General features: G+C 44.6%; 12 protein-coding genes. 9 read left to right on the top strand and 3 right to left on the bottom strand.

Annotated elements, in window-relative coordinates:
- Complete coding sequence (locus ACF3OH_RS03060; RefSeq protein ID WP_392455769.1) at positions 1-654, top strand: uracil-DNA glycosylase; 654 nt, start codon at positions 1-3, stop codon at positions 652-654.
- 81 nt (positions 655-735) lie between these two features.
- Entirely contained in the window at positions 736-1,548 is an 813-nt protein-coding gene (zupT, locus tag ACF3OH_RS03065; RefSeq protein ID WP_392455770.1) for a zinc transporter ZupT, read from the top strand.
- Positions 1,549-1,851: 303 nt separating this feature from the next.
- On the opposite strand, the gene thrB is transcribed toward zupT, so the two are convergent.
- Both thrB and thrC read right to left on the bottom strand, forming a co-directional pair.
- The gene (gene thrB, locus ACF3OH_RS03070; protein ID WP_392455771.1) at positions 1,852-2,751 is read right to left on the bottom strand and encodes a homoserine kinase; all 900 of its coding nucleotides are present in this window, start codon (positions 2,749-2,751) and stop codon (positions 1,852-1,854) included.
- Positions 2,748-3,809: a threonine synthase gene (gene thrC, locus ACF3OH_RS03075; protein ID WP_392455773.1), complete on the bottom strand. Its 1,062-nt coding sequence runs from the start codon at positions 3,807-3,809 to the stop codon at positions 2,748-2,750. The genes thrB and thrC overlap by 4 nt, the downstream gene beginning before the upstream one ends.
- Before the next feature lie 163 nt (positions 3,810-3,972).
- Here thrC and ACF3OH_RS03080 point away from each other — a divergent pair, with 163 nt between their 5' ends.
- The 3 genes from ACF3OH_RS03080 (at position 3,973) to ACF3OH_RS03090 (ending at position 7,153) form a co-directional block, all read left to right on the top strand.
- Positions 3,973-5,190, top strand: coding sequence for an MFS transporter (locus tag ACF3OH_RS03080; RefSeq protein WP_392455774.1), 1,218 nt, complete (start codon positions 3,973-3,975; stop codon positions 5,188-5,190).
- Between the two features lie 85 nt (positions 5,191-5,275).
- The gene (locus ACF3OH_RS03085; protein WP_392455775.1) at positions 5,276-6,547 is read left to right on the top strand and encodes an acetyl-CoA hydrolase/transferase family protein; all 1,272 of its coding nucleotides are present in this window, start codon (positions 5,276-5,278) and stop codon (positions 6,545-6,547) included.
- A complete protein-coding gene (locus ACF3OH_RS03090; protein ID WP_392455776.1) occupies positions 6,548-7,153 on the top strand; it encodes a DNA-3-methyladenine glycosylase in 606 nt (201 codons plus the stop codon).
- A gap of 16 nt (positions 7,154-7,169) precedes the next feature.
- Here the strand turns inward: ACF3OH_RS03090 and ACF3OH_RS03095 are convergent, their stop codons facing one another.
- The gene (locus ACF3OH_RS03095; RefSeq protein ID WP_392455778.1) at positions 7,170-7,967 is read right to left on the bottom strand and encodes a GNAT family N-acetyltransferase; all 798 of its coding nucleotides are present in this window, start codon (positions 7,965-7,967) and stop codon (positions 7,170-7,172) included.
- A 141-nt stretch (positions 7,968-8,108) separates the two neighbouring features.
- On the opposite strand from ACF3OH_RS03095, the gene ACF3OH_RS03100 reads away from it, so the two are divergent.
- The 4 genes from ACF3OH_RS03100 (at position 8,109) to ACF3OH_RS03115 (ending at position 12,763) form a co-directional block, all read left to right on the top strand.
- Entirely contained in the window at positions 8,109-9,035 is a 927-nt protein-coding gene (locus tag ACF3OH_RS03100; protein ID WP_204590604.1) for a manganese-dependent inorganic pyrophosphatase, read from the top strand.
- 56 nt (positions 9,036-9,091) lie between these two features.
- Positions 9,092-9,796: a DsbA family protein gene (locus tag ACF3OH_RS03105; RefSeq protein WP_204590605.1), complete on the top strand. Its 705-nt coding sequence runs from the start codon at positions 9,092-9,094 to the stop codon at positions 9,794-9,796.
- A 96-nt stretch (positions 9,797-9,892) separates the two neighbouring features.
- Positions 9,893-11,299 carry an alanine/glycine:cation symporter family protein gene (locus ACF3OH_RS03110; protein WP_392455779.1) on the top strand — a complete coding sequence of 469 codons (1,407 nt, stop codon included), beginning with the start codon at positions 9,893-9,895 and terminating at the stop codon, positions 11,297-11,299.
- 84 nt (positions 11,300-11,383) lie between these two features.
- Positions 11,384-12,763, top strand: coding sequence for a Glu/Leu/Phe/Val dehydrogenase (locus ACF3OH_RS03115; RefSeq protein WP_204590607.1), 1,380 nt, complete (start codon positions 11,384-11,386; stop codon positions 12,761-12,763).
- The last annotated feature ends 10 nt before the right edge of the window (positions 12,764-12,773 follow it).

Below are 12,773 nucleotides of genomic sequence, written 5' to 3' on the forward strand. Positions count from 1 at the left end.
ATGCATTTTCAAATTCCAGAGTCATTAGTGGAACTCGCGAAGAAGCGTATAGAAGGTTTCCCTGTAGAAGGATTTGTTAGAGGGGGTGGACCCGAATCGCCAACACTTCTCTTAATAGGAGAAGCTCCTGGTGAATACGAAGCAATCGAAGGGAAACCGTTTGTGGGACGTGCGGGGAAAGAGCTTGATAAGTCTCTTGAACAAATTGGATTGTCTAGAGAAGATGTCTATATGACGAGCCCCGTAAGGAGCCGACCTTATAAATGGAGAGAAAAGAAACTGCCGACTGGTGAACATATTCAAAAAAAGTACAATCGTCCTCCTACTAAGCTTGAGATTCTCGCACATGCCCCTGTTCTAGATTATGAAATCCTACAGCTGGACCCTCGTCTTATCGTTACACTAGGCAATGTAGGTTTACAACGATTACTCGGACCTTCCTATAAAGTGAATGAATGGAAAGGGCAACTGATTCATCATCCAGTGCGGCGTTTACACTCATTAGAATCAAATGAGTTTGAATGGACACAAGAGAGTTACACAATCATGCCGACCTACCATCCTGCCGCTGTTTTCTACAACCCAAAAATTCGTCCGGAATTGGAAAGTGTATGGAATCAAATTGATCAGTATTTGAGAAATAGTGGCGATTAAATTTCGTGCGTTAAAAAAAGTTGCACAAAGGAAACATTTCGCATATACTAGAAAAAAACTAGATAAAGTAGGATGATTTTTATGGATGGGAATGTTCTCTTTGCACTTGGTTTAACAGTTTTGGCCGGTCTAGCAACCGGGATAGGAAGTTTAATCGCATTATTTACTTCACGAACGAACAAAAAGTTTTTATCAATGGCATTAGGATTTTCAGCAGGCGTTATGATTTTTGTAGCACTTGTCGAAATTTTCTTCAAAGCAAAAGACGCGCTAGTGGCGGAGCTTGGGGCTACAAATGGTTACTGGATGACACTTGTCGGATTTTTCGGTGGGATGCTATTTATCGGGTTGATTGACCGTTTGCTACCTTCATTAGGAAACCCGCACGAAGTAAAATCTGTTGAGGCGATGGATAAAGGGCCAACTGCAGCAGAACATGCGCGCCTTATGAAAATGGGGATGTTCACTGCACTGGCTATTGGGATTCACAATTTCCCAGAGGGTATTGCTACATTTATGTCGGCACTTGCTGACCCGAATCTCGGAATCGCAATTGCGATTGCGGTCGCGATTCACAATATACCGGAAGGGATTGCGGTAGCTGTCCCGATTTATTATGCAACAGGGAGTCGCCGACGTGCGTTCAAGCTGTCATTTTTATCAGGTCTTGCCGAGCCTGTGGGTGCGGTCGTCGCATTCTTAATTTTAATGCCATTTTTATCGGACTTAATGTTCGGAATTGTCTTCGCTGGGGTGGCGGGAATCATGGTATTTATTTCACTTGATCAGCTATTACCTGCTGCGAAAGAGTTTGATGAGACACATTCGTCGATTTACGGAGTTGTTGCGGGGATGATGGTTATGGCGGCTAGTTTGGTATTGTTTTCTGTTTAGGTTTTAGATGTGAAGCCGACTGGTCAGAAATTGTAATCAATCTCTGGCGATACGGCAGCGAGTTCCAGGGGGAGCATACCGAAGCCTCCTCTTGGCATACGAGAAGCTTGCACTTCTCGCCTCCACTGCGGGGTCTTCGCCATACTCTGATTCCCCAGGAACTCACTACCTCCTCTTGTCGATTGAAATTGCTAGTTTTTCTAAATTTAGTTAGGTTATACACTCTACCAAAATCTCATCTAACACTTCGAATAGAATAGATTAACAGAGTTAAAACAAAACCAGCATGTTCTCAAGAGCTACTCAGGAGAACATGCTGATTTTTTGTGTCACAAGCTCTGCACCACGCAAAGCAGTGGATACCTTATGAAGTGTGAAATGCGGAAACTTCTTCTGAATAGACGTGACATCGAACGATGGAGGAATCACTGAAATCAAAGTCGGACCTGCTCCACTAATCGCGGTTCCATAAGCGCCTAAGCCATTCACAATGGATTTATACTCCTGAGAAGAAGGAATCAGCGACATTCGGTAAGGTTCATGGAACTGATCGCTCCCCATCATTTTTCCAACCAATTCCGCATTACCTGTTGCAAGTCCAGCGACTAACATATTGGCAGCCGCACTGCTAGCGACGGCTTGTTCACGCGTGTAGCTTGTTGGTAACACTTGTCGCGCTTTCTCTGTTTTTAGTTCTGTAGGCGGAATCGCTACTAGCCACTGGAAAGAAGGTAGTTCAAAACGTGAATATAGTACTTGGTCAGAAGATTGATAACTCACGATACACCCTCCGTAAAGAGCTGCGGCGACATTATCTGGATGTCCTTCGCACGAAGAAGCAAACTCCAAAAGCGCGTCCTTTTCCAATGCCAATTCGGCAAAGTGATTGGCTAGTAAGCAAGCAGCTACTATAGCGGCTGCACTACTTCCAAGCCCTCGTGCAAGAGGGATTTCACTAGTGACATGAAGGAGAAGTGGTCGGAGTACTTTTCCGTGAAGTCGCGCAAGTTCTTTTGCTGTCTGCATAATTAGATGAGTCTGCACATCCTCGACCGCTGGAAGGTGAGGACCTTCATGATGGATTTCCCAAGATTCATGAAGAGATGCTTCAACAGTTAAATAGAAGGGTAAAGCAACTCCAACAGAATCAAAACCCGGTCCTACATTCGCCGTGCTTGCCGGGATTTTGAGCACTACTGTCATGGGGATAACACCTCCTCCAGATAGTGTTGAAGAGCTGGTGCTGTCGAATCGAGTTGACGGGGACGAATCACTTTGCAGTCCATCGCTGTTTGTGGATCTTTTAAACCGTTCCCAGTCAACACAGCGACGACTGTAGTCCCTGGAGCAATTTGTCCTTGTTGAACTGCTCGAATCACACCAGCAACAGAAGCGCTCGAAGCGGGTTCAACAAAAACGCCTTCTCTAGATGCAAGGAGCTGATAGGCAGCGAGTAGTTCATCATCAGTTACTGATTCGATGGCTCCGCCAGATTGGTCGCGTGCATCGACAGCTGTTTGCCACGAAGCCGGATTTCCAATGCGAATGGCCGTAGCCACTGTTTCTGGAAATTCGATTGGATGCCCTTTGACAATGGCAGCGGCGCCTTCTGCTTCAAATCCAAAGATTTTGGGAAGACCTGAGTTATGGCGCTCGTTATATTCCAAGAATCCTTTCCAGTACGCTGTGATATTCCCGGCATTACCGACTGGAATGACAAGGACGTCTGGTGCTTTACCTAGAGCATCGACAATTTCAAAGCTCGCTGTTTTTTGTCCTTCGATGCGATAAGGGTTTACCGAGTTCACGAGCGTTACAGGAGATGTCTCACTGATGGCACGTACCATCTCAAGTGCACGGTCAAAATTTCCTTCAATTTGAATGACTTCCGCACCGTACATGTACGCCTGTGCAAGCTTTCCAGCAGCCACTTTACCTTCAGGGATGACGATGATTGCTTTCATACCAGCGCGTGCTGCATAAGCTGCAGCTGCAGCAGATGTATTCCCCGTAGATGCACAGATGACGGCTGTACTTCCTTGTTCTTTGGCTTTTGCGACAGCCATAACCATGCCACGGTCTTTGAATGAGCCGGTCGGGTTTGCTCCTTCAAGCTTCAAATGAAGATCAATACCAAGCTCTTTTGATAAGTTCTCTGCATGTAGTAAAGGTGTGTTTCCTTCAAGTAGCGTGAGAAGTGGAGTGTCCTCTGTAATAGGTAAATACTCTTTATACTGTTGCAATAATCCGGACCAAGCCATTTCTCATTCCGCCTTTCTGTTCTTTTGATAAAAACAAATGTCTTTTAATAAAGGACATTTTACAGCACAATCACTTGAAATTCAACCTGATTTTTTTCGTTGTATTTCCCGCAATTTAGGCGTATACTCAAACACGACATGTGTAAAGACAGGAGTTAGGGAAATGAAATCAACAACAAAAAAGCCTCTTTCTCGAAATAAATTGCTCGCTATCGCTGGATTCGGGTGGATGTTTGATGCGATGGACGTCGGAATTTTGTCCTTTATCATTGCGGCTCTTGCTATCGAATGGAGTTTGTCTCCAGAACAGATGGGGTGGATCGGCAGTGTCAACTCGATTGGAATGGCGGTTGGAGCAGTATTCTTTGGTTTGATTGCGGATAAGATCGGTCGCAAAAATGTATTCATGATTACGCTTCTCATGTTCAGTCTTGCGTCTGGAGCTTCCGCTTTAGCTGGAGGGCTTGCGATATTTATGATTTTACGATTCTTTGTAGGAATGGGGTTAGGTGGAGAGTTACCTGTAGCTTCGACTTTAGTATCTGAATCTGTCCCTGCTGAAGAACGCGGAAAAGTAGTCGTGCTTCTTGAGAGCTTCTGGGCAGTAGGCTGGATTCTTGCCGCATTGATTGCGTACTTCGTGATTCCAGACTACGGATGGCGCTGGGCACTCGCACTCACTGCATTACCGGCATTTTACGCCATTTACTTGCGCTTAAAACTACCAGACTCACCACGCTACAAGAAAGTAGAAAATGTGAAACGGACAGTCGTTCAGAATATCAAAGAATTATGGACACCGACTTATAGAAGACGGACCCTCATGTTATGGATTTTATGGTTCACAGTTGTCTTTTCCTATTACGGCATGTTCTTATGGTTGCCATCAGTTATGGTCATCAAAGGATTTAGCTTGATTAAGACATTTGAATATGTACTCATCATGACGCTCGCTCAGTTACCTGGTTACTTCTCGGCAGCTTGGTTGATTGAACGTGTGGGACGTAAATTTGTATTGATCACGTATTTACTCGGGACTGCAGCAAGTGCAGCAGTATTTGGATCTGCGGAGACACTTACGATGCTCATGATTTCAGGAATGCTTCTGTCATTCTTTAACCTAGGGGCTTGGGGAGCATTGTACGCTTATTCTCCGGAACAATACCCAACTGTCATTCGGGCAACAGGTGCTGGTATGGCCGCTGGAGTTGGCCGGATCGGCGGAATTCTTGGTCCGCTCCTAGTCGGAACGATGGTAGCAGCAAGTTACAGCATCGGCATTATCTTTGGGATTTTCTGTGCAGCCATCGTCGTCGGTGTTCTTGCCGTCGCTTTCCTTGGGACAGAAACGAAACAACAAGAGCTTCAAGATACACTCTAGCCATCGCACTCGCGGTGGCTTCTTTTTTTTCACTCCCATTTCGTTTACACTGAATCTATACACTTACACTGAAGGACGTGGATTTATGACGAAAGAATTGACAGCAGAACAAGTAATTGGACTGATTCCTGCTCAAGCCGATATCGTGTTCCCACTTACAAATGGAGAACCAAATAAACTACTAGATTACCTGGAGGCGCATCAAGACCGTCTGTCAGAAGTTCGGATCCATCAATTGCTACCGCTTCGGAACCGTTCGTATATGGCAAATGAGAGTGCAGACCACTTGAAGCATATCAGCTACTTTTTAAGTGGAGCGAATCGCAAAGAGTTCCACCAAGGGACTGCTGATTTGATGCCGAACAACTTCCACGAAGTGACGAAAATCCTTCGTAAGGTCAGCCGCACTATGATGGTCATGGCCGTGGTATCGCCAATGGACGAGTACGGCTACTTCTCGCTTGGGACGCAAGCCGATATCGTCAGTGAGTTCATTGGAAAAGTGCCATTTATTGTGGAAGTAAATGAGCATATGCCACGAACGTTTGGACAGAACCAAATTCATATCAGCCAAATAGAAGGGTACGTCGTCAATCATCAACCGTTAGTTGCGGACGAACCTGCGCCAGTGTCTGACATGGACATGAATATTGCATCATACGTAGCAGAGCGTATTCAAGATGGCGATACGTTGCAAATTGGGATAGGCGGAATACCGAACGCGGTCGTCAGTCAGTTGAAGACACATCGTCACTTAGGGATTCACACAGAAATGTTCGTAGACGGCATCATCGATCTAGTTGAGGCTGGTGCAGTGGATGGAACGCGGAAGTTCACGAACCAAGGAAAGATGATAGCGACATTTGCACACGGGTCTCAACGCTTGTATGATTTCCTGAACGGCAACCCAGCGTTACAGTTCTTACCAGTCAGTACGGTAAATGATCCGCGTGAAATCGGAAAAGAAGAGAATATGATTTCCATCAATGCGACGACAGAAGTCGATTTATTTGGCCAGTGCGCAAGTGAAACGGTAGCAGGGCGTTACTATTCCTCTACAGGGGGTCAAGCAGATTTTGCGCGAGGCGTACGTTTTTCGAAGAACGGTAAAGGATTTATCACTATGTCCTCAACAATCAAGAACGGAGAAATGTCGCGTATTAAAGTAGCACTCTCTCCGGGATCTGTCGTGACAACGAATAAAAACGATGTGGACCACATTGTGACAGAGTATGGTGTTGCCGAGATGTTTGGACGTCCATTATCAGAGCGTGCTGAACAACTGATTGCGATTGCGCATCCAGACTTCCGTGAAGAATTACGGTTCGAAGCGAAAAAGCTTGGGTTGATTTTGTAAATGCGCATTGTTCCGAAAGAGTTTTACGAACTACCGACACTAGAGCTCGCTAGGGCACTGATTGGAAAGCTTCTTGTACATGATACACCGGAAGGAAGACTTTCTGGTTACATCGTCGAGACAGAGGCCTACATGGGACCGCTCGATCAAGCTGCTCATAGTTTTGGGGGCAGGAAGACAAAGCGCACAGAAGTCATGTTCCGTGAGCCCGGACACATCTACACATATCAGATGCATACGCATACTCTGATCAATGTGGTGGCAGAAGACGTCGATGAGCCGCATGCAATTTTGATTCGTGCTGTTGAACCAGTAGAAGGACAAACGGTAATGCAGGCGAACCGAAATCAACTTCCTAAAAAGCAGTGGACGAATGGGCCTGGGAAGTTGACGAAAGCACTCGGTATTACGATGGCGCATTACGGAGAGCTCTGGTATGAACCTCCTCTCTATATTGCGGAAGGAAAAGAAGTAAGTGGAATTTCTACCGGTCCCCGTATCGGAATCGACAATAGCGGGGAAGCTGTTCACTATCCGTACCGCTTTTGGGAGACCGATAATCCATTTGTCTCGAAATACAGAGCACCAAAAACGCCACCTAAGTAAGGTGGCGTTATGCGTGTCAATCAATCATTTTCCCCATGTAAAACTCATCTACATAATGCCCGTGAATGCGTAGTGCATTTTTACGCGTTCCTTCAAGTTCAAACCCGAGTTTGTTGTAAAGTTTTTGTGCAATGACATTTTCTTTGATCACTGTCAGCTCGAGCTTTTCGATCCCGACGTCTTTTGCCCAGTTCTCTCCGTGGTACATCAAGGTAGAGGCAATGCCTTTATTAGAGAATTGCTGTTTTACCCCAATCACAATAGAAGCGCGATGGGACGCGCGAGGAGAAGGGCCTCCGATTACAACAAGGTAACCGGCATATTCCCCGTTCATAATGGCAAGAAATAGATTGGAGTTGCGGGATTCTTTCCACTCCTCTAGGCGTTTGCGTATTCCCTGGACCGATTGTTTCTGTTCCGACTTCCCGTATAGCATGAAGTCTGTCTCGGAGTAAATAGTTTCCTGCAATTGAATAAATGCGCGCGCATCTTCCGTCTCTGCTTCACGAACAATTAAGATGTCCTGCTTTTCACGTTCTTTTGAAGTATCATGTTCATGTATAGAATTTTGAAATACAACATATTGATTCAACTCAATTTCACTGACCCCATAGCCATTCTCTGTCCAGGCAAGAAAATGTTGCGCTGGTGGCTTCGTTTTCTTCCACCAACTCCTGCTCAAGTAGGCAGCATTGGGGAGGGGTTGACCGAGAATTGCTTCCATTTGGTCGAATGTTAATTTCACAGTCTTTTGGTCGGTCTTTTTAAAAAAGTCATGCAGTGGTAGGTACTTTGCTTCAGTTGTCCGTGCCATGGTATCCCCCTTGATTTCACACTACAAAATAAGTAACAGTATACCATGAAATTTCAAAGGAAACGCGGCATATCCCACATGTCGATTTGGGAAAAAATATGCTAAACTGAAGAAGCATAAAATTTGAAGGAGGCATTTTTCATGTCGAACACATTTGTATTTGGTCATAAAAATCCCGATACTGATACAATCACGTCAGCTATCGTCTACGCATACTTGAAAAATCAAATCGGTCACAGTGCTGAAGCAGTCCGTTTAGGAGACGTTGCAGGGGAGACTGCATACGCTTTAGGTTTCTTTGGAGTAGAAGCACCACGCCTTGTAACATCCGTTGAAAAAGGTCAACCAGTTATCTTAGTTGACCACAACGAATTCCAGCAGAGCGCAGATGGAATCGAAGAGGCACACATTTTAGAAGTAATCGACCACCACCGCATCGCAAATTTTGAAACAGCAGATCCGGTTTACTATCGTGCAGAGCCAGTAGGATGTACAGCGACGATTCTGTTGAAGCTTTTCAAAGAGCATGGAGTGGAAGTGCCGAAGGAAATCGCAGGTCTTATGCTTTCTGCTATCATCTCGGATTCTTTACTATTCAAATCTCCAACATGCACAGAGCAAGATGTAAAAGCAGCGCGTGAGCTCGAGCAGTTGGCGGGTGTGAGTGCGGAAGAGTACGGATTAGATATGTTGAAGGCTGGAGCAGATGTATCATCGAAAACAATCGAGGATTTGTTGACGCTAGATGCGAAAGAGTTCGGCATGGGCGATTACAAAGTTGAAATCGCGCAAGTCAATGTTGTGGATCCACAAGACGTATTGGGTCGTCAATCAGAGATTGAAGCAGCGATTCATGAACGCATCTCTGAAAAGGAATTGGATCTTTATTTCTTCGTTGTAACTGATATCTTGAACAACGATTCAGTGGCACTAGCTCTAGGCAAAATGGCAAACAAAGCAGAAGACGCATTCAATGTTGTATTTACAAACCATACAGCAGTTTTAAAAGGCGTCGTTTCACGTAAAAAACAAGTGGTTCCTGCTTTGACAGAAGCACTTTCAAACTAAGCTCAATTCGTTGATTTTTTCATGAGGACAAACTATGCTGACAGAGAGGTGATTGTATGGAAATCGCAATCTGGTCAGACTACGTTTGTCCTTTTTGTTATATTGGAAAACGACGTATGGAACGCGCATTACAAGAAACAGGATTTGCACAGCAAGCAACGATTCAACTGAAAAGTTATCAGTTGGATGCGAGTACGCCGGAAGTGGTGACAGAATCCGTCTATGAATCACTTGCCCGCAAATATGGGACATCCATTGAGCAGGCAAAAGCGATGTCTGCAAATGTTGTTGAGCAAGCGAAGACTGAAAATCTGCATTACAACATGGAAGATGCAAAGCCTGCCAATACGGCACGTGCGCATCGTCTTGTAAAATGGGCAGATACGCAAGGCAAAGGAAATGAACTGGGTGAAGAATTGCTGAACGCCTATTTCATTGAAGCAAAAAACATCAATGATGTAGACGTTCTGGCAGACTTAGCAGTAGCCACTGGACTTGACCGTGAAGGCGCTTTAGAAGTTTTAGAGAGCAACAAGTTCTTCCCGGAAGTTCAAATTGATCAAACGGAAGCATCTCAAATTGGAGTCCGTGGAGTACCCTTTTTTGTTCTCAACAATAAATACGCAATCTCTGGTGCACAACCTATCGAAGTTTTCAAAGAGGCGCTACAAAAAGTCGCTGAAGAAGAAGGGATAAAACCCACTCTTCAAACCATTGGTGGACAAGGTGCTACATGTGATGGAGACGTATGTGACGTATAAGCCAAAAACCTGTGATTTCACAGGTTTTTTTGTTTGCCATCTGAGACTTTCGGGGTATATAGATAAGGAAATTTAGATATGTGAGGAGGAAAGCTTATGGAATGGTTAAATTCTATTGTGGACTGGGCAAATAATTATTTATGGACGTACATATTAATTGCCCTTTTGATTGGTGCCGGTCTTTATTTTTCTATCCGTACTAAATTTGTTCAGTTCCGCATGTTCGGCGAAATGTTCCGTGTCATCACGGAAAAGAAAGAAACAGATACAGGTGTGTCAGCATTCCAAGCTTTTACAATCAGTACCGCATCACGCGTGGGGACAGGGAACATTACCGGGGTTGCCCTCGCAATCGGTATCGGTGGCCCTGGTGCAGTATTTTGGATGTGGCTCATCGCAATTATCGGGATGGCCACTGCATTCGTGGAAAGTACACTTGCGCAAGTATACAAAGTGCGTGACGGGGATGAGTTTCGTGGCGGCCCAGCGTACTACATGGAAAAAGCGTTAGGACAGCGAAAGCTTGCAGTAATCTTTAGTGTTCTATTGACTCTGAGCTTTGGTTTTATTTTTAACTCGGTGCAGTCCAACACAATCGCAGTGTCTGTAAGTGATGTGTTTAACGTACCAACATGGGCGATTGGCTTAACATTAGTGGTTTTAACAGCCATCATTATTTTCGGTGGAGTTCATCGCATCGTCAAAGTTACACAAGTCATCGTTCCAGTGATGGCCCTGTTGTATATTGCAATTGCACTATTTGTGGTAGTCACGAATCTATCTGAAATTCCTGCATTTTTCGCACTCATCTTTAGTCATGCATTTGGTCTACAAGAAGCGGTAGGAGGCGGTGTTGGTGCAGCCATCATGCAGGGTGTTCGACGAGGCTTGTTCTCGAATGAGGCAGGTATGGGGTCTGTTCCAAATGCAGCAGCAACAGCGAACGTATCTCACCCAGCGAAGCAAGGACTCGTGCAAAGCTTAGGGGTATTCTTTGATACCATCATCATCTGTACAGCTACAGCCTTTATCATTTTATTATCAGACTTCTATAAAACAGCTACAGACGACGGAATCATTTTGACGCAAAATTCATTGGCAGATCACGTGGGGAGTTGGGCTCCGTATTTCGTTGCGATTGCGATTATCTTCTTCGCCTTCAGTTCAATCATGGGGAACTATTACTACGGGGAAACAAACATTGAATTAATCAATGCTCATCGCGGATGGCTGCAAGGGTATCGTGTACTAGTACTAGCTATGGTCATGTTCGGTGCTCTTGCAAAAGTCCAGCTCGTCTGGAATATGGCAGATCTATTTATGGGGATGATGGCAGTTATTAATATCGTGGTCATTATCTTATTAGGAAAATTAGCAGGGCAAGTACTTGAAGATTACATCGGGCAACGAAAGCGTGGAGTGGATCCACAATTCTATGCGAAAAATATCGGTGGTTTAACTAATACAGAGTGTTGGGAAGAGGATGCACCGGAAACAAAATAACTAGTTCTTACCCTTCCGTTTTATCCTACAAACGGAGGGGTATACTTTTTTTAGTAAGATAATTAATTTTAGGAGGTGATTCGGATGAGTGAAGTCTCCCATCCGATTGTAAAAGAAACATTAAAAGCACTACTTGAGCGTAAGGAATTCCTTCCTGTGTGCCAAGGCGAAAGTCGTGATAAAGCCTTCAAATCTATGGAAGCCATTCTTTCGACACCGAATCAGATCCATAAAGCGTATATTCGTATGCCGCTAGCAAACGGAGAAATCGTGCGAATTCCAGCATTTCGTATTCAACACAACAATGCATTAGGGCCGTATAAAGGTGGAATTCGTTTTCATGAATCGGTAAACGAACACGAAGTAGAAAACCTTTCATTTTTAATGACGCTAAAGAACGCCCTACATAACGTTCCCTACGGTGGGGGAAAAGGTGGAATCATAATCGATCCACGGTCACTTTCTGAAAAGGAACTCCATACATTGTGCGTCAAATATGTTCGGAACTTTAACGACATTATCGGTCCGGACAAAGATATTCCGGCCCCGGACGTAGGTTCTGGAGAGCGTGAAATGGACTGGATGATGGCAGAGTATAAGAAAATCAATCATGGACAGCCTTATTTGGGCAGTTTTACTGGAAAGAGTGTCATTAACGGAGGTTCCCTAGGCCGAAGAGAAGCGACAGGCAAAGGGGTCTATTTCACGATGCGCTACCTTCTTCATGATTATGTGGAGAAGAACCGTACGAATTTAGAGAAGTCTGAAAATCGCTTTGCTAAAACAACGCTTGATCATTTTGGACGCCCGTTAAGTGTTGCAGTTCAAGGATTTGGAAATGTGGGTTCTGTGACCGCATTAGAAGCCTATCGTGATCAAAAACTTCAAAACAAAGTCATTGCGGTTTCCGACCGAAACGTCACACTCGTGAATCGCGATGGTTTAAACATTCCAGCGCTTGTTGAATTCACGATGAAGAATAAAGGAGACTTACCGGTTTCTGAGGACCAATTAAAAGAGATTAATGTAGAAGCAACGATTGAATCGCGTGAAGCCATTTTAACTATGGAAATGGACGTATTGATTTTAGCAGCGCTTGAAGACCAGATTCATCAAGACAACTGGAGCGACATCAAAGCTAAAATTATTGTAGAAGGTGCGAATGCTCCAGTGACACAAGAAGCAGATGAGCAGCTTGCCAAAAATGGTGTTATCATTATCCCAGATATTCTAGCTAACGCTGGAGGAGTTATTGTCTCATACTTAGAGTGGCTTCAAGGCCGTGAAACACAATTTTACACGGAGGAAGAAGTATTCAAAAGATTGTATGAAAAAATGGGCGAGACGATGGAAACAATACTTCCTCAATATTACGCGGACCCATATGCGCTGCGTCAGAATGCATTCATTCATGCAGTCGGAAGGTTATCTGAAGTCCTGTATAAGCAAGGGAAATTATATTAAAAAAGGAGAG

The organism is Chryseomicrobium aureum, assembly GCF_043182735.1.
GTDB classification, from domain to species: Bacteria; Bacillota; Bacilli; order Bacillales_A; family Planococcaceae; genus Chryseomicrobium; species Chryseomicrobium aureum.

Excerpts from the sequence above, each read along its gene's own strand:
- ACF3OH_RS03060 (WP_392455769.1), top strand. The coding sequence starts at position 1 with ATGCATTTTCAAATTCCAGAGTCATTAGTGGAACTCGCGAAGAAGCGT.
- zupT (WP_392455770.1), top strand. The coding sequence starts at position 736 with ATGGATGGGAATGTTCTCTTTGCACTTGGTTTAACAGTTTTGGCCGGT.
- thrB (WP_392455771.1), bottom strand. The coding sequence starts at position 2,751 with ATGACAGTAGTGCTCAAAATCCCGGCAAGCACGGCGAATGTAGGACCG.
- thrC (WP_392455773.1), bottom strand. The coding sequence starts at position 3,809 with ATGGCTTGGTCCGGATTATTGCAACAGTATAAAGAGTATTTACCTATT.
- ACF3OH_RS03080 (WP_392455774.1), top strand. The coding sequence starts at position 3,973 with ATGAAATCAACAACAAAAAAGCCTCTTTCTCGAAATAAATTGCTCGCT.
- ACF3OH_RS03085 (WP_392455775.1), top strand. The coding sequence starts at position 5,276 with ATGACGAAAGAATTGACAGCAGAACAAGTAATTGGACTGATTCCTGCT.
- ACF3OH_RS03090 (WP_392455776.1), top strand. The coding sequence starts at position 6,548 with ATGCGCATTGTTCCGAAAGAGTTTTACGAACTACCGACACTAGAGCTC.
- ACF3OH_RS03095 (WP_392455778.1), bottom strand. The coding sequence starts at position 7,967 with ATGGCACGGACAACTGAAGCAAAGTACCTACCACTGCATGACTTTTTT.
- ACF3OH_RS03100 (WP_204590604.1), top strand. The coding sequence starts at position 8,109 with ATGTCGAACACATTTGTATTTGGTCATAAAAATCCCGATACTGATACA.
- ACF3OH_RS03105 (WP_204590605.1), top strand. The coding sequence starts at position 9,092 with ATGGAAATCGCAATCTGGTCAGACTACGTTTGTCCTTTTTGTTATATT.
- ACF3OH_RS03110 (WP_392455779.1), top strand. The coding sequence starts at position 9,893 with ATGGAATGGTTAAATTCTATTGTGGACTGGGCAAATAATTATTTATGG.
- ACF3OH_RS03115 (WP_204590607.1), top strand. The coding sequence starts at position 11,384 with ATGAGTGAAGTCTCCCATCCGATTGTAAAAGAAACATTAAAAGCACTA.